We start from the raw sequence: 19,490 nt of genomic DNA on the forward strand, positions 1-19,490 counted from the left end.
ATGACCCAGGCCGCCGACGTCATCCGCGCCCGCCTGGGCGACCGCCCGGCACCGCGCCTGGCCATCGTGCTCGGCTCCGGCCTGGGCGGCGTGGCCGACGCCGTCGCCGACCAGCTCGTGCTGCCCTACGACGAGCTGCCGGGCTTCCCCGTCGGCGGGGTGGCCGGCCACCACGGGCGCCTCGTGCTGGGCACGCTCGGCCCCACGCACGTCGCGGTCATGCAGGGCCGCGCGCACCTGTACGAGGGCTTCGACCCGGCCAAGCTCGCCGTGCCGGTGCGCACGATGCGCGCGCTGGGCGTCGAGACGCTGGTGCTGACCAACGCCGCCGGCTCGCTGCGGGCCGAGATCGGCCCCGGCCGCCTCGTCGCGCTCAGCGATCACATCAACATGATGGGGGCCAACCCGCTGATCGGGCCCAACGACGAGACCATCGGCCCGCGCTTCGTGGGGATGGACGACGCCTACGACCCCGCGCTGCGCACCGCGCTGCACGCCACCGCGCAGGCGCTCGGCGTCGAGCTCGACGAGGGCGTCTACCTGGCCGTGGCCGGCCCCAGCTTCGAGACCCCGGCGGAGATCCGCGCGTTCAAGACGATGGGGGCCGACCTGGTCGGCATGTCGACCGTGCCCGAGACGATCGTCGCCCGTCACTGCGGCCTGCGGGTCGCGGCGATCTCGTGTGTGACGAACCTGGCCGCCGGGATGAGCGACGCGCCCCTGACCCACGAGCACACGCTGGCCGGCGCCCAGCGCGGTGCCGACGACCTGCGCCGCCTGCTCGTGCGCTTCGCGGAGGACTATCGATGATCGACCCGATCTCGCTGCTCGACCTCACCTCGCTCAACGACGACGACACCGACGAGCGGATCGTCGCGCTGTGCGCCAAGGCGCAGACGCCGCGCGGGCCGGTGGCCGCGGTCTGCGTCTACGGGCCGTTCGGGGCGCTGGCCGTCCGCGAGCTGCGCACCAGCCCGATCAAGGTGGCCACCGTGGCGAACTTCCCCGCGGGCGAGAACGACGTCCTCGCCGCGGCCCGCGAGGTCGCCGCGCAGGTCAGCGACGGGGTCGACGAGGTCGACGTCGTGGCGCCCTGGCGCGCGCACCTGGCCGGTGACGCCAGCGCGGTGGGCGACCTCGTCGCGGCCTGCGTCGACGCGGCCGGCGGCAAGACGCTGAAGGTGATCCTGGAGACCGGCTCGCATCCGGACGCGGCCACCACCCGGGCGATGGCCGACGCCGCGCTGGCCGCCGGCGCCGGCTTCCTGAAGACGTCGACCGGCAAGCACGGCGACGGCGCCAGCCCGGAGGCGTTCGGGGTCCTGCTGGAAGCGGTCAAAGCGGCCGGCCACGGCGGCGTGAAAGCCTCCGGCGGCGTGCGCACGGGCGCGCAGGCCGACGCCTACATCGCCCAGGCCGCCGCGCTGCTGGGTCCCGACTGGGTCTCGCCCGACACCGTGCGCCTGGGCGCCAGCTCCCTGCTCGACGAGCTCCTCGCATGAGCCTGCCCGACGACGCCCCCTTCAAGGAGCTGATCCGGGCCAAGCGCGACGGCGCCACGCTGACCGGCGCGCAGCTGCGCCGGCTGGCCAACGGGATCGCCAACGGCGGCCTGACCGACGCGCAGGTGGCCGCGCTGGCCATGGCGATCTACTTCCAGGGTCTCGACCCGGCCGACGAGCTGCCCGCGTTCACGCTGGCCATGCGCGACAGCGGGCGGGTCATGAACTGGGACGGGCTGGGCAAGCCGGTCCTGGACAAGCACTCCACCGGCGGCGTCGGCGACAAGGTCTCGCTGATCCTGGCCCCGCTGGTCGCCGCCTGTGGCGCCGGGGTGCCGATGCTCTCGGGCCGCGGCCTGGGCCACACGGGCGGAACGCTGGACAAGCTCGAGTCGATCCCGGGCTACGACACCGCACCCGATCCCGCGCGGCTGCGTGAGGTCGTGGCCGGGCCCGCCGGCTGCGCGATCATCGGCCAGACCGACGACCTGGCCCCCGCCGATCGCAAGATGTACGCGATCCGCGACGCCACCGGCAGCGTCGAGACGCGCTCGCTGATCGTCCCGTCGATCCTCTCCAAGAAGCTCGCCGCCGGCCTGGACGGCCTGGTCATGGACGTCAAGCACGGCTCCGGCGCGTTCCTGCCCGAGCTGGACGACGCGCGCGAGCTGGCCCGGTCGCTGGTCGACGTGGCCGTCGCCGCCGGCCTGCCCACCGTCGCGCTGATCACCGACATGGACGCCGCGCTGGGCCACAGCGCCGGCAACGCGCTCGAGGTGCAGGAGTCGATCGACGTGCTGACCGGCCACGAGACCGCCGACGAGCGGCTCGTCGAGGTCACGCTGGCCCTGACCGAGGCGCTCCTGGAGCTCGGCGGCCTGGACCCGGCGCTGGCCCGTCCCGCGCTGGCCTCCGGCGCCGCGGCCGACCACTTCGCGCGGATGGTCGCCGCGCTCGGCGGTCCGGCCGACATCCTCGAGAACCCCGCCCGGCACCTGCCCCGCGCGCCCGTGGTCGTCGAGGTCTATCCCGAGACCGCCGGGGTGGTCAGCGAGCACGCCACGCGCGACCTCGGGCTGGCCGTCCTGGCCCTCGGCGGCGGCCGCGAACGCGACGGCCAGCGCATCGACCACGCGGTCGGGCTTTCACAAATTGCCCTGGTAGGGGACGACGTTTCCCCCGGCGGCCGACCGCTCGGGGTGGTCCACGCCCGCGACGAGGCGGCCGCCGCGGCCGCAGAACGTTCGCTCGTTGCGGCAATCTCCGTCTCAGATGCCGCTTCGGCTGCCACGCCGGTCGTGGTCGAGCGGATAGGGTGATCGCTTCGCTACGCGGAGGCGACGGGTCCTGGGGGTGACGCGGGTTTCTGCGGGACCAGTAGGGTTCCCGTTGCGACCCGGGTCATATGGGCCGCCTGTCCCTCCGCTCGTTCCACACACGGAGGAAGTCTGTTGCTGTCATCCCGCTTGTTCAAAGCGATCGCGCCGCTCGCGTGTGTCGCTTCGCTTGCTGTCGTCACCGCCGGATGCGGTTCTGACGACAGCTCCGACACCGGTACCGCCGCCTCGACGGCTGCGGCCGACACCGGCGCGTCGACCACGGCGGCCGCGCCGGAGGGCGAGGCCATCAAGGTCGGCCTCGTCACCGACATCGGCGGCCTCAACGACCGCTCGTTCAACCAGCTGGCCAACGACGGTCTGGAGCGGGCCAAGACGGAGCTGGGCATCGACGGTCGCGTGCTGACCTCGAAGTCCGACGCCGACTACGTCCCGAACCTGACCAGCCTGTGCCAGCAGAAGTACGACCTGATCATCGGCGTCGGCTTCCTGATGGCCGAGTCGGTCGAGAAGGTCGCCGACAAGTGCCCGGACGCGAAGTTCGCGATCATCGACTCGGCCCAGGCCGACATGAAGACGAAGCCGACGAACGTCGAGGGCCTGCTGTTCAAGGAGCAGGAGGCTGGGTACCTCGCGGGCATCGTGGCCGGCAACTACGCCAAGGACAACGGCATCGACGCGGTCTCCACCGTCGGCGGTCAGAAGATCCCGCCGGTCGACCGCTACATCGCCGGCTTCCAGGCGGGCGCGAAGGCCGCCGATCCCGGCATCAAGACGCTGAACGGCTACTCGCAGGACTTCGTCGATCAGTCGAAGTGCAAGGAGCTCGCCCTCAACCAGATCAACGAGGGCTCCGGCGTCGTGTTCCAGGTCGCGGGCCAGTGTGGCCTCGGCGCGCTGGACGCCGCCAAGGAGCAGGGCAAGCTGGGCGTCGGCGTTGACGCCGACCAGGCCTACCTGGGCGACTACATCCTGACCAGCGCCCAGAAGAAGGTCGACGTCGCCGTGTTCGACACCGTCAAGCAGGTGCAGGACGGTGCGTACTCCGCGGGCGACACGATCTTCGACCTGAAGACCGACGGCGTCGGCGTGGGCAAGCTCAACGCCGAGGGCACGAAGTACCAGGCCCAGGTCGACGAGGCCAAGAAGGGCATCATGGACGGCAGCATCACGGTGCCCGACACGGTCAAGTAGGACCTTGACGGAGACGTCACCTGTGACGACTGAGGCCGCGGAGCTCGCACTCGAGCTCCGCGGCATCGTCAAGCGCTTCGGGGCGCTGACCGCCAACGACGGGGTCGACCTGGAGCTGCGTCGCGGCGAGATCCACGCCCTCCTGGGCGAGAACGGCGCCGGCAAGTCGACGCTGATGAACATGGTCTACGGGATGCTCACCCCCAACGAGGGCGAGATCCGCGTCGACGGCCGGCCGGTCACGATCGGCTCGCCGCGCGAGGCCATGGCCCACGGCATCGGGATGGTCTTCCAGCACTTCATGCTGATCCCGGTCATGACGGTGGCCGAGAACCTGGTGCTCGGCGCCGAGCCGCGCAAGGGCGGCCTGCTCGACATCGGCGCGGCCAAGCGGCGCACGCGCGAGCTGTCCGACCGCCACGGCCTGCGCGTCGATCCCGACGCCGTCGTGGCCGACGTGTCCGTCGCCCAGCAGCAGCGCATCGAGATCCTGCGCGCGCTGGACCGCGGCGCGAAGATCCTGGTGCTCGACGAGCCCACCGCGGTGCTCACCGCCCAGGAGACCGCCGATCTGGCCGTGGTGCTGCGCGGCCTGCGCGACAGCGGCACCTCCATCGTCTTCATCTCCCACAAGCTGCGCGAGGTGCTCGACATCGCCGACCGCGTCACCGTGCTGCGGCGCGGTAGGACGATCGGCACCGTCGAGACCTCCGGCGCCGACGAGGCGCTGCTGGCCCGCATGATGGTCGGCCGCGACGTCGTCCTGCGCGTCGACAAGACGCCCTCCCAGCCGCAGCAGCCGATCCTCGAGGTCGAGGAGCTGCACGTCGAGGACGACCGCGGCCTGCCCGCGGTCAACGGCGTCACCCTGCAGGTGCGCGCCGGCGAGATCGTCGCCGTGGCCGGCATCGACGGCAACGGCCAGACCGAGCTGATCGAGGCGATCACCGGCCTGCGCTCGCCCCTGTCGGGCCTGGTGCGCGTCGACGGCCAGGACATCACCGGCGCGTCGGTGGCCGGCGCCCGCGACGCCGGGATCGGCCACATCGCCGAGGACCGCCACAAGCGCGGCCTCGTGCTCGACTTCTCCCTGGCCGACAACCTCGCGCTGTGCAGCTACCGCCGGCGGGCCCGCGGCCCGATGCTGTCGATGCGCGGGATGCGCGAGACCGCCGGCAAGCTCCTGCGGGAGTTCGACGTGCGCGGCGGCTCGCCGGGCACGCCGGCGCGATCGCTCTCGGGCGGCAACCAGCAGAAGGTCGTGATCGCCCGCGAGGTGTCCGACAACCCGGCCGCGCTGGTGGCCGCGCAGCCGACCCGCGGCCTGGACGTCGGCGCGATCGAGTTCGTGCACAAGCGCCTGCTGGCCGAGCGCGACAGCGGCCGGGCGATCCTGTTGTTCTCGCTCGAGCTGGAGGAGGTGCGGGCGCTGGCCGACCGCATCCTCGTCCTGTACGCCGGGCAGATCGTCGGCGAGGTCTCCTCCGACGCCTCCGACGAGGAGCTGGGCCTGATGATGACCGGCGGCGGCGGGCCGACCGCGGACGCGGGCGCGGCATGAGCCAGCCCGAGGACATCCAGCCCGGGCCCGACGCCGATCCGCTCGAGGGCGCCGGCCCGACCGTCGCCACGCGGCTGACCCAGCACCTGCAGGGCGGCGGCATCATCGCCGCGTTCCTGACCATCCTCGTGGCCTTCGCCGCGGGCGGCGTGGCGGTCGCGTTGACCGGCCACGACCCGTTCTCGACCTACAAGGCGATCTTCAACGGCTCGGGCCTGAACTGGTTCATCCCGTGGTCGGACGACCGCGAGCTGTCGGCCATCAACCTGCAGCAGACGCTGCTGATCGCCACGCCGCTGGCCCTGCTCGGCCTGGCCGTGGCCTACGCGTTCCGCGCCGGCCTGTTCAACATCGGCGGCCAGGGCCAGTACATCGTCGGCTCGGTCTTCGCCGTGTGGGTCGGGTCGTCGTTCGGTGGGCTGCCGGGCTGGCTGCACATCGTCCTGGCCATCGTTGTCGGGTCGCTGGCCGGTGGCGCCTGGGCGGGCATCGCGGGCCTGCTGCGCGCGACGACCGGCGCCAACGAGGTGATCACCACGATCATGCTCAACTGGATCGCGATCTGGGTGGGCGTCTACCTGTTCTCGCTCGGCGGCCCGCTGCAGGACCCCGAGCAGCCCGACGTCCCGATCTCCAAGGAGATCTTCGCCAACGTGCACCTGCCGGTGTTCTGGGGCGACGCCGAGCTGCAGGGCCTGCACATCGGCCTGTTCATCGCGCTGGCCGCGGGGATCGTGTTCTGGATCATCCTGCAGCGCACGACGTGGGGCTACGAGGCGCGCGCGGTCGGCCTGAACCCCGAGGCGGCGCGCACCTCCGGCATTCCCGTGGGCAAGACCTACGTGCGGGTGATGGTGCTGTGCGGCATCTTCGCCGGGCTGGCCGGCGCGATCGACGTGCTCGGCTGGAAGTTCCACATCGCCACCAACGACATCCAGACGACCCAGTTGGGCTTCCTGGGCATCGCGGTCGCGCTGCTGGGCCGCAACACCGCGGTGGGCACGTTCGCCGCCGCGTTGCTGTTCGGCGCGCTGGTCAACGGCACGTCGGTGCGCAACCTCGATCCGTCGGTGTTCGAGCCCGATCTGGCCGGCTACCTGACCACGATCATCCAGGGCCTCGTCGTGCTGCTGGCCACGATCGACGTGTTCGTCGTGGTGCTGTGGAAGCGGCTGTTGAATCGACGACGACGCGGTGGCGCGACGCTCGAGCCCGCGGAGGGCGCGGCATGAGCGACCGTGGAACCGATCGCTGGCTGGAGCGGCTGCGCTCCACCAAGGCGCCCGAGGGCGGGCCCAAGCGCGGCCTGACCCCCGACCGGCTCGTGGGCTGGGGCGGCGTCGTGCTGGCCATCATCGCCTTCCTGATCACGTTGCCGCCGTTCACCGTGCGCACGTGGGTCCCGACGCTCCTGCTGGCCTTGATCGCCGCCGGCCTGGGCGCGCAATGCCTGCGCATGGGCGGCGAGAAGCGCCTGGCCTGGGGCGCGATCGTGGCCGCGGTGGTGGCCTTCGGGCTGGGCTGGGGCGCGACGCAGTCGGGCGTGGGCAACCTCGAGGCGGTCGTCTCGTGGGGCGCGCTGCTGGCCGCGACGCTGCGCTACGCGACGCCGCTGCTGTTCGCCGGCCTGGGCGGCCTGGTCAGCGAGCGTTCCGGCGTCGTGAACCTCGGGCTCGAGGGCATGATGCTGATGGGCGCGTTCTTCGGCGCCTACGGCGCGGCGGAGACCGGCTCGTGGGTGCTCGGCCTGGTCTTCGGCGTGGCCGCCGGCATGCTCCTGGCGCTCGTGCACGCGATCTTCTCCGTGTCGCTGCGCTCCGACCAGATCGTCTCGGGCACCGCGCTGAACTTCATCGCGCTGGGCCTGACCGGGTACCTGTACGTGCAGTTCTACGGCGAGCAGGGCACGCCGTCGGATCTGGCCCAGGTGCCCAACCTGACGCTGCCGATCGACAGCCTCGGCTTCATCGGCGAGGGCTTCCACGAGCTGAACCTGCTCGTGTGGGGCTCGCTGCTGGCCGTGTTCGTCGTGTGGGTGGTGATCTTCCGCACCGCCGGCGGCCTGCGCCTGCGCTCCGTCGGTGAGAACCCGCGCGCGGCTGAGACCGTCGGCGTGCGCGTGCTGACCACCCGCTACGTCGCGGTGATCGCCTCGGGCGGCCTGGCCGCGCTCGGCGGCACGTTCCTGTCCATCGGCTTCGTGCACTCGTTCAGCCCGAACATGACCGCCGGCAAGGGCTTCATCGCCTTGGCCGCGCTGATCTTCGGCCGCTGGAAGCCGATGGGCGTGCTCGGCGCGACGCTCCTGTTCGGCGCCTCCTCCGCGGTCGCCCAGCGTCTGCCCGCGTTCTCCGAGCAGGCCGGGACGTTGTTCCAGGCGCTGCCCTACGTGCTGACGCTGATCGCGGTCGCCGGCCTGGTCGGACGGTCGACGCCGCCGGCCGCGGACGGCATCCCGTACCGGCGCGAGGCCGCGTAGGACCCCGAGAGGCTTCGCCCGTCTCAGGCGTTGCTTGTCGGATCGATGGTCTCGATGAACATGGATCTGACAAGCAACGCCTGGAGGACCGCCTTCGCTACGAGCGGACCTCGCCGCGCAGCAAGAGCCAGGTGCCGAGCACCAGCGGGCCGACCATCCAGACGAGCAGCGAGACGCCGGCCTGGGCCCACTGGGTGCCGGTCAGGGAGCCCTCGACCAGCCGCTCGAGGGTCTGGGTCGTGTCGAGCCAGTGGCCCACGCCCTCCAGGCCCGGGATCGCGAAGAGGAACGCGAAGGCGATCGGCAGTGCGAAGTAGGCGACGATCGCGGGAGCCGACGCGCGGGCGACCATGCCGAACGCGACGCCGGTGATCATCGCGGTGACCACGTAGAGGAAGTCCTGGCCGATCAGGCCGGGCCGGAACGTCCAGGTGTCGGAGTCCGAGCCGCCGCCGACCGCGGTGGCCAGCAGCGCCAGCGCGAGGCACAGCACGACGACGAGCAGGCCCAGGCCGATCGCCGCGCCCAGCTTGGCGATCACCACGCGCTCGCGCCGCGGCACCAGCGCGAAGGTGATCAGCGCCGTCCGCTGCGACCACTCCGACGTGACGAGCAGGATCCCGATGACCGGCAGCAGCAGCGTCGCCGGCTGGATCGCCACGTGCGCGAGCTCGTGGAACGTGCGGTCCTGGTCGTTGCCGACGGCCACGACCAGGACCACGACGGCGAAGGTCAGCAGCCCGACGACGATCTGCAGCCACATCCCCGCGCGGGTGTCGGTCATCTTGCGCAGCTCGACCGCGGTCAGGCGGGGCAGCGGCGGGCGGGTGATCGCTTCGGCGCTCATCGCGCACCTCCGGTCAGCTCGAAGAACAGGTTCTCCAGGCCGGCGCTCTCCGACGGCCCCAATCGGGTCAGCACCACGCCGCCCTCCAGCGCGGCGCGGCCCACCGCCTCCGGCTCGGCGTCGACCAGGAACGACCCGTCGGCGCCGTTGCGCCGCGCCGACAGCCCGGCGTCACCGAGCGCGGCGACCAACGCGATCTCGTCGGTCGCCTGCACCAGCGTCACCCCCACGCCGGTGAGCAGCTCGGACTGCGAGCCCGACGCGACGATCTTCCCGTCGCCGATGATCACCAGCTGGTCGGCCACCGCCTCGACCTCGCGCAGCAGGTGCGAGGACAGCAGCACCGTCCCGCCCCGATCGGCGAAGTCGCGCAGCAGCTCGCGCATCCAGCGCATCCCCTCGGGGTCCAGCCCGTTGGCCGGCTCGTCGAGGATCAGCACGCGCGGGTCGCCCAGCAGCGCCTGCGCGATGCCCAGCCGCTGACGCATGCCCAGCGAGTACGCCCGCACGCGCTTGCGCGCCGCCGACTTGTCCAGGCCCACGCGGTTGAGCAGCGCGTCGACCCGCGCGTCGGGCACGCCCATCGTCTGGGCCGACACCGCCAGCGCCTCGCGCCCGCGCCGGCCGGGGTGCTGGGCGGCGGCGTCGAGCAGCACGCCGACCTCGCGCCCGGGGTTCGGCAGCGCCGCGTAGGGCACGCCGAGCACGGTGGAGCTGCCGGCGTCCGGGCGCGACAGCCCGACCAGCATCCGCATCGTCGTCGTCTTGCCGGCGCCGTTGGGACCCAGGAAGCCCGTCACGGTCCCCGGCTCGCACCGCAGGGAGACGTCGTCGACCACGACGCGTCCCCCCAGCCGCTTGGTCAGCCCAGCAGACTCGATCATGGCCGCCATCCTGGCGGTCGCGGCGGCGGCCGACATCGGCCACAGGCATAGTCCGCCATCGACTTCGGTAGGGGGTGCGGCGCGCCGAGCGGGCGTACGCTGGCCTCCATGACGGGACGCCGAACGGTCAGCGACTGGGTCGTCGACGTCGCGGCGCTCGCGTTCGCGTTCGGCGTCGGCGTGGCCGTGCTGGCCACCACGGCCCAGGAGCACAACGGCCTGACTTGGCCCGTCGACGTCGTCCTCGGGCTGGCCGCGCTGGCCGCCCTGTGCTGGCGGCGACGGCATCCCGCCCCGATCGCCATCGCGCTCAACCTGGCGGCGATCGTCTCCGGGCTGGCCGCCGGGCCCGCGGTCGTCGCCGCCTTCACCGCCACGGTCCGCTGCTCGCCCCGCACGCTCGTGCCCGTGTGGGCCAGCGCGGTCGTCTCGGCCGCCACCGTCCCGCTCGTCTACCCCACCGGCGACGGCTACCTGTTCGAGCTGGTCTTCGGCCTGCTCGTGCTGGCCATCGTGTTCGGCTGGGCGCTGTACGCGCGCGCCCGCCACCAGCTGCTGGTCGAGCTGCAGGCCCGGGCCGAGAGCCTGGAGGCCGAACAGGGCATGCGCGTCGAGCAGGCCCGCGAGGCCGAGCGCCGGCGCATCGCCGGTGAGATGCACGACGTGCTGGCCCATCGCCTGTCGCTGCTGTCGCTGCACGCGGGCGCGCTGGAGTACCGCGCCGACGCCTCGCCCGACGAGGTGCGCGCGGCGGCCGCCGTCATCCGCGACAACGCCCACGCCGCGCTGGAGGAGCTGCGCCAGGTGATCGGGGTGCTGCGCGAGGCCGAGAGCGCGGGCACCGCGCCGCCGCAGCCGACGCTGGACCGCATCGGCGCGCTGGTCGACGAGTCGCGCGCCGCCGGCACGCGCGTCGAGCTCGTCGTCGACCTGTCCGCCGGCGCGCCGCCCGTCGGCCTCGGCCGGACCGCCTACCGCATCGTGCAGGAGGGCCTGACCAACGCGCGCAAGCACGCACCGGGCGCGTCGGTCACCGTGACCATCGCCGGCACGGCCGAGGCGCTCGCCGTGCGCATCGCCAGCCGTCCGCCCGTCGGCGTCGCCCTCACCCCGCCGCCGCCCGGGACCGGGACCGGCCTGATCGGGCTGCGCGAGCGCGTGGTGCTGGCCGGCGGCCAGCTGACCAGCGGGCGAGACGACATCGGCGACTTCGTGCTCGAGGCGACGCTCCCCTGGGCGGCCGGATGATCCGCGTGCTGCTGGTCGACGACGACGCGCTGGTCCGCCAGGGCCTGCGGCTCCTGCTGGCCGGCGCGCCGGACATCGAGGTGGTCGGCGAGGCCGACGACGGCCGCGCCGTGCTGCCCGCGGTCGATCGCCACCGCCCCGACGTCGTGCTGATGGACATCCGCATGCCCCAGCTCGACGGCATCGCCGCCACGCGCCTGGTCCGCGCGCAGCCCTCGCCGCCCGCGGTCGTCGTGCTCACGACCTTCGACGCCGACGAGCTCGTGCTGCGCGCCCTGCAGGCCGGCGCGTCCGGCTTCCTGCTCAAGGACACGCCGCCCGCCGAGATCGTGCGGGCGATCGAGCTCGTCCACGGCGGCGACGCGATGCTCTCGCCCACCGTCACACGGCGCCTGATCGGGCTGGTGGCCGGCGACGACGCCGGCGCCCGGCGCGACCGCGCACGCGCCAAGCTCGGCACGCTCAGCCCCCGCGAGCTGGAGGTCGCCCAGGCCGTCGGCGAGGGCTGCGCCAACGCCGACATCGCCGGCCGGCTGCACATGAGCGTGCCGACGGTCAAGGCGCATGTGTCCAAGCTGCTGGCCAAGCTCGACGTCGACAACCGCGTGCAGGTCGCGCTGCTCGTGCACGACGCCGAGACCACCTGAACCGAGCGCGGACCCCTCAAAGCGTGCCGCGCTTGACCGATGACCGGTCCAATGTCGCGTTCGCTGCGCCTGCCCACCCGCGTCCTCGACACGCTGCGCGTGTGGCCCTTCATCGTCGGCGCGGTCGCCATCACCGCCGTTGCCGCCTGGATCGCCCTGCGCGCGCAGGACCAGTCCGACCGCGCCCGCCGCGCCCAGACCGCGGTCGAGCGGCTGCACGCCGACGCGCAGTCGCTCGACGCGCTGGCCGGCCACGCGGCCGTCGCCCGGCTGGTCGGCGACCTGACCATCGGCGAGGTGATCCTGCGGTTCTCCGAGCCCGGCGTGAAGCTCTACAACGAGACCAACGCCACGCTGGACCGGCTGCGCGACGTCGCCCCGGGCCCGGGCACCGACGCGCTGGCCACCGACGTCAAGCGCCTGCTCGACGAGATCTCCGGCCTGCAGGCCGACGCCCAGGGCGGCGGGTTGCGCGCCGCGGTCACCACGCAGCAGCGCCAGATCCGCCCGCTGCTGGCCAAGCTGCAGAGCGAGCTGCAGACCGTCGGCGTGGCCAAGGACCGAGCCGCCGACGAGGCCAGCCAGCGCGCCCGCATCGCCGTGCTCGCCTCCCTGGCCGGCGGCATGCTCCTGCTGCTGCTGCTCACGCTGGCCATGGCCCGCATCCGCCGGCGGGCCTCCGTCGACCGCGAGGTGCGCGCCGTCGAGCGCCGCAGCGAGGAGCGCATCCGCGCGCTGGTCGAGCACGCCTCCGACGTCGTGACGATCGTCGACCGCGACCTGACCATCGCCTGGCAGGCCCCGTCGGTGCAGCGCATGCTCGGCGGCCAGGCCGAGGACCGCCTCGGGCGCCCGCTCGTCGATCTCGTGCACGCCGACGACCGCGTGCGCGTCGAGCGCCATCTCGTGCGTTGCCTGGCCGGCGGCGGCACCCAGACCTTCACCGCCCGCGTGCACCACGACGAGGACGACACCTGGGTCCACGTCGAGGTGATCGCCGACAACCGCATCAGCGATCCCGCCGTGCGCGGCCTGCTGCTCAGCCTGCGCGACATCGGCGAGCGCCGCGCGCTGGAGGAGCAGCTGCGCCACCAGGCCTTCCACGATCCGCTCACCGGCCTGGCCAACCGCACCCTCTTCGGGCAGCGCCTGGACACCGCGCTGGCCGCCGCGTCGGGTTCGGAGAAGGACGTCGCGCTGCTGTTCCTGGACCTCGACGACTTCAAGACGATCAACGACAGCCTCGGCCACGAGGCCGGCGACGAGCTGCTGCGGATCGTGGCCCGGCGCATCACGTCGGTGCTGCGGGCCGAGGACCTGGCCTCCCGCCAGGGCGGCGACGAGTTCGCCGTTCTGCTCTGCGACGTCGACGACGAGCGCGCCGCGCTGGCCGTCGCCGAGCGGCTGGCCGCCGCGCTGGCCCCCGAGCTGCGCCTGAGCGGTCGAGCGCTGAGCATCAGCGCGTCGATCGGCCTGGTGATGGCCGAGCCCGGTGCGCGCGCCGAGGAGCTGCTGCGCAACGCCGACATCGCCATGTACAGCGCCAAGCAGCACGCCAAGGGCGGCATCCGCGTCTTCGAGGCCCAGCTGCACCAGATGGCCGTCGACCGCCTCGAGCTCGGCTCCGAGCTGGCCCATGCGATCGCCGACGGGCAGCTCGTGCTCGACTACCAGCCGATCGTCGAGCTGGAGTCCGAGGCCATCACCGGCGTCGAGGCGCTCGTGCGCTGGCAGCACCCGACCCGCGGCCTGCTCGGTCCCGGCCAGTTCATCCCGCTGGCCGAGGAGACCGGCGCGATCGTCGCGCTCGGCGCCTGGGTCCTGCGTCACGCCTGCTTCGAGGTCCAGCGCCTGCGCACCACCCAGCCGGGCTGCGAGGACCTCGAGCTGAGCGTCAACGTCTCGATCAAGCAGCTGCGCGCGGGCGACTTCCCCGCTCAGGTGGCCGCGGTGCTGGCCGACAGCGGCCTGCCCGCCGAGTCGCTGGTGGTCGAGCTGACCGAGAGCCTGCTGATCGAGGAGCCCGCGGAGACGATCGTCGAGCTGGAGCGCATCAAGGCCATCGGCGTGCGCCTGGCCGTGGACGACTTCGGCACCGGCCACTCGGTGCTGTCCTACCTGCAGGAGCTCCCGATCGACATCGTCAAGATCGACAAGTCGTTCGTCGACACGATCCACACCAGCCCCGAGCAGGCCAAGCTCGTGGCCGGCATCGTCCAGCTGAGCGAGAGCCTGCGCATGGAGGTCGTGGCCGAGGGCATCGAGGAGATCGCCCAGGCCGACCAGCTGCGCTCGATGCGCTCACGCCTGGGCCAGGGCTACCTGTTCAGCCGCCCGGTCAGCCCTGAGGCGATCGCGGCGCTGCTGGCGCCTGCTCACGCTGCTTCGCGGCGTTGAGGCTGCGGCGCAGCCCGAAGAAGTACTCCAGGCCGGAGATGACCGTCACCGCGACGGTCCCGTAGACGAGCAGGTCCAGCCACAGCGGCGAGCCGCTGACCGTGATGAGCAGGAAGATCATCAGCACCTGCAGCGCGGTCTTGACCTTGCCCCAGCGGTTGGCGGCGATCACCACGCCCTGGCCGGTGGCGGCCATGCGGCTCATCGTCACGGCCAGCTCGCGGGCGATGATGACCATCGCCACCCAGGCCTGCAGGCGGTCCAAGGAGACGAGCGAGACCAGCGCGCCGACGACCAGGAGCTTGTCGGCGATCGGGTCCATCAGCTTGCCGAACGTGGTGATCGAGCCGCGCGAGCGGGCCAGGTAGCCGTCGACCCAGTCGGTGACGGAGGCCAGCGCGAACACGATCGCGGCCAGCAGGTCGCCGTTGGGCGTCTCGTTCAGCAGCGCCACGACGACGACCGGCACCAGCAGGATGCGCAGGACCGTCAGGACGTTGGGCAGGTTGACCGGGAACACGGGCTGTGGTGAGAACGTTACGGATCGAGCAGGGGTGCGGCGTTTCTCGATGCGCCGGCGCTGGCCACGACGACCAGCCCGATGGCCACGACCTCGCGGGCGTGCAGGTCCTGCCCGATGATCACGAAGCCGGCCAGCGCTGCGACCGCCGGCTCCAGGCTCATCAGCACGCTGAACACGTGGCGCGGGATGCGCCGCAGCGCCTCGGTCTCCAGCGCGTACGGGATCGCCGTGCTGAGCAGCCCGACGCCGATGCCGATGGCCAGGATCTCGGGGCGCAGCAGCGCGCTGCCGCCTTCGGCGATGCCCGGACCGATCGGGATGATCGCCGCGACGACCATGGCCATCGCCACGCCGTCGGCGCCGCGGAACCGCGGCCCCGCGCGCGCCGCCAGCACGATGTACAGCGCCCAGCACAGGCCGGCCACCGCGGCCAGGACCAGCCCCAGCGCGTTGAGGCCGCCGCCGCCGGGGTTGGCCAGCAGCACGATCCCCGCCGCGGCCAGGACCACCCACACGAGGTCCAGCGGGCGGCGTGAGCCGATCACCGCGACCGCCAGCGGCCCCCAGAACTCGATCGTCACCGCGATGCCCAACGGGATGTGGTCCAGCGCCTCGTAGAACGTCAGGTTCATCACGCCCAGCACGACGCCGAAGACGGCGATCAGTCCCAGGTCGGCCCGGGACCGGCCGCGCCAGCGGGGCCGCACGACCACGGCGAGGATGAGCGCCCCGAAGCCGATGCGCAGGAGCACCGCGCCGGCGGCGCCGACGTCGTCGAACAGGCCGACGGCGAGCGCCGCGCCCACCTGGACGGAGACGATCCCGGTGAGGATCAGCGCGAGCGGCGGGACGCGATCCAGCGGCCCGGCCACGCCTACGGCTTGAGCTTGCGACCCGTCTGGAACAGCCACGAGGACCACGCGACCATCGCCGCGGCGAGCACGCCGGTGACCCCGAGCGACAGCGCGACGCTCACGTCGCTCGTGCCCAGGAAGCCGTAGCGGATCGCCTGCACGAGATAGAAGATCGGGTTGGCGTGCGAGATCTCCTGCCACGGCGCAGGCAGCAGGTCGACCGAGTAGAAGACGCCGCCCAGGAAGGTCAGCGGCAGGATCACGATGTTGTTGACGAACCCGGCGTGGTCCCACGACTCCGCGTAGATGCCCACGACCACGCCCAGCGAGGCGAACAGCGTCAGGCCCAGCGCGACGGCGACGATCAGCTCGACCGGCTGGTGGATCGGGACGCCCGTCACGGGGATGGCCAGCGCGAGCAGGCCGAGCGCGATCAGCAGCGCCCGCACCACGCCGCCCAGCGTCAGCCCGAGGTTGATCTCCCACGGGCGCATGGGCGAGGCCAGGATGTCGTTGAGGTAGCGGTCGAAGCGGGCCTGGAAGACCGTCGCGGAGTTGTTGGAGTAGGCCGCCTGGACCATGGCCATCGTGATCAGGCCCGGGACGATGAAGACCTCGTAGTCGACGCCGTCGACCTGCTTGATGCGCCCGCCGAGCGACAGCCCGAAGACGAGGATGAACAAGAACGAGGAGACGACGGGCGCGGCGATCGTCTGCGTCCACAGCTTCAGGACGCGCACCACCTCGCGGTGGGTCAGCGCGAGCAGCCCGGTCCTCAAGCCGCCATCGCCTTCATGTAGACCTCGGTGAGGGTCGCCGCGTCGAACTGCAGGCGCAGGTTGTCGGCCGTGTCGCGAGCGATCAGATGCCCGTCGCGGATCAGCGCGATGTCCTGGCAGAGCTCCTCGGCCTCTTCGAGGTAGTGCGTGGTCAGCAGGATCGTCGTGCCCAGGTCGTGCAGGCGGCGGATGTAGCGCCACAGCTCCACCCGCAGCTCGATGTCCACCCCCGCGGTCGGCTCGTCGAGGATCACCAGGCGCGGCTCGTGCATCAGCGCGCGGGCCAGCAGCAGGCGCCGGCGCATGCCGCCCGACAGCGCCGGGGCGCGCGTGCCCGCCTTCGCGCGCAGGTCGAAGACGTCCATCATCTCCCGCGCCCGCCGGCGCGCATGCGCGCGGCTCATGCCGTAGTAGCCGCCGTGGAACACCAGGGTCTCCTCGACGTCGAGGAAGCGGTCGAGGTTGACGTCCTGCTCGGCCAGCCCGATCAGCCGCCGGGCCTCCCAGTCGGTGTGCGGCCGGCCGAAGACGCTGACGTCGCCCGAGGTCACCCGGATCAGGTTGCAGACCGCGCTGATCAGCGTGGTCTTGCCCGCGCCGTTGGGACCGAGCAGGCCGAAGAACTCGCCGTCGGGGACGGTCAGGTCGAACGCGTCGAGCGCCAGGAAGCCGCTGTCGTAGCGCTTCGTGAGACCCGTCAGCTGCAGCGCTGGGACAGACACCGGCCCAGAGGTTAGGAGGCGTACCGTCTACCGGATGGACACGCGCAAGCTCGGAACCGACCTGACCGTCTCCGCTCTCGGCCTCGGCTGCATGGGGATGTCGGAGTTCTACGGCGCCCGCGACGACGCGGAGTCGACCGCCACGATCCATCGCGCGCTGGAGCTCGGCGTCACGCTGCTGGACACCGCCGACATGTACGGCCCGCACATCAACGAGGAGCTGGTCGGGCGCGCGATCGCCGACCGCCGCGACCAGGTGGTGCTGGCCACGAAGTTCGGCTTCGTGCGCGATCCCGACGACCCCTCCGCCCGCGGCATCGACGGGCGGCCGGAGTACGTGCGCTCCGCGGCCGAGGCGTCGCTGCGGCGCCTCGGCCTGGACCACATCGACCTCTACTACCAGCACCGCGTGGATCCGGACGTCCCGATCGAGGAGACGGTCGGCGCGATGCAGGAGCTCGTCGAGGCGGGCAAGGTGCGCTTCCTGGGGCTGTCGGAGGCGGGCCCGGCGACGATCCGCCGCGCCCAGGCGGTGCACCCGATCGCGGCGCTGCAGACGGAGTACTCGCTGTGGTCGCGCGATCCGGAGGACGAGATCCTCCCGACCGTGCGCGAGCTGGGCATCGGCTTCGTGGCCTACTCGCCGCTGGGCCGGGGCTTCCTGACCGGCGCGATCCGGTCGCCTGACGACCTGGCCGACGACGACTTCCGGGCCAGCTCCCCCCGCTTCCAGGGCGAGAACTTCACCCGCAACCTCGAGCTCGTCGGCGTGATCGGGCGGCTGGCCGCCGACAAGGGCGTGACCGCCTCGCAGCTGGCGCTGGCCTGGGTGCTGGCCCAGGGCGAGGACATCGTCCCCATCCCGGGCACGAAGCGGCGCGCCTACCTGGAGGAGAACGTCGCCGCCGCCGACATCACGCTGAGCGCCGACGAGCGCGCGACGATCGCCGACGCCCTGCCCGAGGCGGCCGGGACGCGCTACCCCGAGGCGTCGCTGCGGTCGGTCGGACGCTGAGCATGCGCGTCGCGCTCGTCGGACCAGGAGCGATCGGGCTGGCCTTCGGCGTCGCCGCGGCGCAGTCCGGCCACGACCTGGTCGTCTGCGCGCGGTCGGCGCTGCCCGAGACGCTCGTCCTGTCCTACCGCGATGGCTCGCCGCCCCTGGAGGTGCGCGCCCCCGTCCTGCTGGATCCGGCGGACGCGCCGGCCGCGGTCGACCTCGTGCTGCTGGCGGTCAAGGCGCATCAGACCGCCGGCACGGCGGGCTGGCTGACCGCGCTGTGCGGCGCGGACACGGTGGTCGCGGTCCTGCAGAACGGCGTCGAGCAGCGTGAGCAGGTCGGGCCGCTGGCCGGCGACGCGACGGTGATCCCGTGCGTGGTCTGGGCGCCGGTGTCGCATGACGGTCCCGGACGGGCCACGGTGAACGGGCCCGGTGGGCTCGTCACCGAACGCGGCGCCGCGGGTCAGCGCCTGGCCGACGCGCTGGCCGGCAGCTTGGTGTCCGTCGAGCAGACCGACACGCTGGACCGCGAGCTGTGGCACAAGCTGGCGGTCAACGCGGTCGCCGGCCTGCTCGCGCTGACCGGCACGTCGGGCGCTTCGGTCTTCACCCGGGCCGACAGCGGCGCGGTCGCGCTGGAGCTGGCCCGCGAGGTCGTCGCGGTCGCGCGCGCGTCGGGCGTCGCGCTGGACGAGGAGCTGCCCGAGCGGGTCATCGCGCACCTGCGCGCGCTGCCCGCGGAGGCGACGACCTCGATCGCCGTCGACAAGGCCAACGGCCGCGAGCTGGAGTGGGACGCGCGCAACGGCGTGATCGGCCGGACCGGGCGCCGCGTCGGCGTGGCCACGCCGGTCAGCGACGTGGTCAGCGCGCTGCTGGCCTGCGCATCCGACGACGCGGCGGGGCACTAGTCTCAACGGCATGCCTTTGATCCCCACCGTCGTCGAGCGCAGCGCCCGTGGGGAGCGCGAGTACGACATCTTCTCGCGGCTCCTCAACGAGCGGATCATCTTCCTGGGCTCGGCCGTGGACGACCAGGTGGCCAACCTGATCGTGGCGCAGCTCCTGCACCTCGAGTCGGCTGATCCCGACAAGGACATCTCGATCTACATCAACTCGCCGGGCGGGTCGATCTACGCCGGTCTGGCGATCTTCGACACGATGAACTTCATCAAGCCCGACGTGTCGACGATCTGCTGCGGGATCGCCATGAGCATGGGCTCGCTCCTGCTGGCCGGCGGCAAGAAGGGCAAGCGCTTCTCGCTGCCCAACTCGCGCATCCTGATCCACCAGCCGTCCTCCGGGTTCGAGGGACAGGCCACGGACATCGAGATCCACGCCCAGGAGATCCTCAAGACGCGCAAGCGCATCGACGAGATCTACGCCGCGGCGTGCGGCAAGCCCGAGGAAGAGGTCCACAAGGACATGGAGCGCGACCGCTTCTTCAAGCCCGATGAGGCCGTGGAGTACGGCCTCATCGATCGCGTCATCTCCTCGCACTAGGCGTTAGGCG

General features: G+C 72.4%; 19 protein-coding genes. 13 read left to right on the forward strand and 6 right to left on the reverse strand.

Annotation, left to right across the window (positions count from 1 at the left end; all coding sequences use genetic code 11):
* From ACZ5UI_RS16615 to ACZ5UI_RS16645, 7 genes are all read left to right on the forward strand, one after another.
* Nucleotides 1-810 (forward strand): purine-nucleoside phosphorylase, encoded by an 810-nt coding sequence (locus tag ACZ5UI_RS16615; protein ID WP_464188842.1) that lies wholly within the window; start codon nt 1-3, stop codon nt 808-810.
* A complete protein-coding gene (deoC, locus tag ACZ5UI_RS16620; protein WP_464188844.1) occupies nt 807-1,502 on the forward strand; it encodes a deoxyribose-phosphate aldolase in 696 nt (231 codons plus the stop codon). The genes ACZ5UI_RS16615 and deoC overlap by 4 nt, the downstream gene beginning before the upstream one ends.
* Nucleotides 1,499-2,821, forward strand: coding sequence for a thymidine phosphorylase (locus ACZ5UI_RS16625; RefSeq protein WP_464188846.1), 1,323 nt, complete (start codon nt 1,499-1,501; stop codon nt 2,819-2,821). Before deoC ends, ACZ5UI_RS16625 begins: the two co-directional genes overlap by 4 nt.
* A 132-nt stretch (nt 2,822-2,953) precedes the next feature.
* Complete coding sequence (locus ACZ5UI_RS16630; RefSeq protein ID WP_464188848.1) at nt 2,954-4,033, forward strand: BMP family lipoprotein; 1,080 nt, start codon at nt 2,954-2,956, stop codon at nt 4,031-4,033.
* 22 nt (nt 4,034-4,055) lie between these two features.
* A complete protein-coding gene (locus ACZ5UI_RS16635; RefSeq protein WP_464188850.1) occupies nt 4,056-5,594 on the forward strand; it encodes an ABC transporter ATP-binding protein in 1,539 nt (512 codons plus the stop codon).
* Nucleotides 5,591-6,826 (forward strand): ABC transporter permease, encoded by a 1,236-nt coding sequence (locus tag ACZ5UI_RS16640; RefSeq protein ID WP_464188852.1) that lies wholly within the window; start codon nt 5,591-5,593, stop codon nt 6,824-6,826. Before ACZ5UI_RS16635 ends, ACZ5UI_RS16640 begins: the two co-directional genes overlap by 4 nt.
* A complete protein-coding gene (locus ACZ5UI_RS16645) occupies nt 6,823-8,073 on the forward strand; it encodes an ABC transporter permease (RefSeq protein ID WP_464188854.1) in 1,251 nt (416 codons plus the stop codon). The genes ACZ5UI_RS16640 and ACZ5UI_RS16645 overlap by 4 nt, the downstream gene beginning before the upstream one ends.
* Nucleotides 8,074-8,170: 97 nt before the next feature.
* On the opposite strand, the gene ACZ5UI_RS16650 is transcribed toward ACZ5UI_RS16645, so the two are convergent.
* Nucleotides 8,171-8,920, reverse strand: a complete 750-nt coding sequence (locus tag ACZ5UI_RS16650; protein ID WP_464188856.1) for an ABC transporter permease — start codon at nt 8,918-8,920, stop codon at nt 8,171-8,173.
* Entirely contained in the window at nt 8,917-9,804 is an 888-nt protein-coding gene (locus ACZ5UI_RS16655) for an ABC transporter ATP-binding protein (RefSeq protein WP_464188858.1), read from the reverse strand. Before ACZ5UI_RS16655 ends, ACZ5UI_RS16650 begins: the two co-directional genes overlap by 4 nt.
* Nucleotides 9,805-9,912: 108 nt before the next feature.
* Here ACZ5UI_RS16655 and ACZ5UI_RS16660 point away from each other — a divergent pair, with 108 nt between their 5' ends.
* From ACZ5UI_RS16660 to ACZ5UI_RS16670, 3 genes are read left to right on the forward strand one after another with little or no spacing between them, the layout of a single operon-like run.
* Nucleotides 9,913-11,052, forward strand: coding sequence for a sensor histidine kinase (locus ACZ5UI_RS16660; RefSeq protein WP_464188860.1), 1,140 nt, complete (start codon nt 9,913-9,915; stop codon nt 11,050-11,052).
* Nucleotides 11,049-11,699 carry a response regulator transcription factor gene (locus tag ACZ5UI_RS16665; RefSeq protein ID WP_464188862.1) on the forward strand — a complete coding sequence of 217 codons (651 nt, stop codon included), beginning with the start codon at nt 11,049-11,051 and terminating at the stop codon, nt 11,697-11,699. Before ACZ5UI_RS16660 ends, ACZ5UI_RS16665 begins: the two co-directional genes overlap by 4 nt.
* Nucleotides 11,700-11,750: 51 nt before the next feature.
* The gene (locus tag ACZ5UI_RS16670; protein ID WP_464188865.1) at nt 11,751-14,096 is read left to right on the forward strand and encodes a putative bifunctional diguanylate cyclase/phosphodiesterase; all 2,346 of its coding nucleotides are present in this window, start codon (nt 11,751-11,753) and stop codon (nt 14,094-14,096) included.
* On the opposite strand, the gene pgsA is transcribed toward ACZ5UI_RS16670, so the two are convergent.
* From pgsA to ACZ5UI_RS16690, 4 genes are read right to left on the reverse strand one after another with little or no spacing between them, the layout of a single operon-like run.
* Nucleotides 14,038-14,616 carry a CDP-diacylglycerol--glycerol-3-phosphate 3-phosphatidyltransferase gene (gene pgsA, locus ACZ5UI_RS16675; protein WP_464188867.1) on the reverse strand — a complete coding sequence of 193 codons (579 nt, stop codon included), beginning with the start codon at nt 14,614-14,616 and terminating at the stop codon, nt 14,038-14,040. The two genes, ACZ5UI_RS16670 and pgsA, sit on opposite strands and share 59 nt — an antisense overlap.
* A 17-nt stretch (nt 14,617-14,633) precedes the next feature.
* The gene (locus ACZ5UI_RS16680; RefSeq protein WP_464188869.1) at nt 14,634-15,491 is read right to left on the reverse strand and encodes an EamA family transporter; all 858 of its coding nucleotides are present in this window, start codon (nt 15,489-15,491) and stop codon (nt 14,634-14,636) included.
* Nucleotides 15,492-15,493: 2 nt separating this feature from the next.
* Complete coding sequence (locus tag ACZ5UI_RS16685; RefSeq protein ID WP_464188871.1) at nt 15,494-16,252, reverse strand: ABC transporter permease; 759 nt, start codon at nt 16,250-16,252, stop codon at nt 15,494-15,496.
* Complete coding sequence (locus tag ACZ5UI_RS16690; protein WP_464188874.1) at nt 16,249-16,974, reverse strand: ABC transporter ATP-binding protein; 726 nt, start codon at nt 16,972-16,974, stop codon at nt 16,249-16,251. The genes ACZ5UI_RS16685 and ACZ5UI_RS16690 overlap by 4 nt, the downstream gene beginning before the upstream one ends.
* Before the next feature lie 34 nt (nt 16,975-17,008).
* Here ACZ5UI_RS16690 and ACZ5UI_RS16695 point away from each other — a divergent pair, with 34 nt between their 5' ends.
* From ACZ5UI_RS16695 to ACZ5UI_RS16705, 3 genes are read left to right on the forward strand one after another with little or no spacing between them, the layout of a single operon-like run.
* Nucleotides 17,009-17,989: an aldo/keto reductase gene (locus ACZ5UI_RS16695; RefSeq protein ID WP_464188876.1), complete on the forward strand. Its 981-nt coding sequence runs from the start codon at nt 17,009-17,011 to the stop codon at nt 17,987-17,989.
* A 2-nt stretch (nt 17,990-17,991) separates the two neighbouring features.
* Nucleotides 17,992-18,888, forward strand: a complete 897-nt coding sequence (locus ACZ5UI_RS16700; protein ID WP_464188878.1) for a 2-dehydropantoate 2-reductase — start codon at nt 17,992-17,994, stop codon at nt 18,886-18,888.
* Between the two features lie 10 nt (nt 18,889-18,898).
* Nucleotides 18,899-19,480 carry an ATP-dependent Clp protease proteolytic subunit gene (locus ACZ5UI_RS16705; RefSeq protein ID WP_464188880.1) on the forward strand — a complete coding sequence of 194 codons (582 nt, stop codon included), beginning with the start codon at nt 18,899-18,901 and terminating at the stop codon, nt 19,478-19,480.
* Nucleotides 19,481-19,490 lie beyond the last annotated feature (10 nt).

Source organism: Conexibacter sp. JCM 18997 (assembly GCF_055391915.1).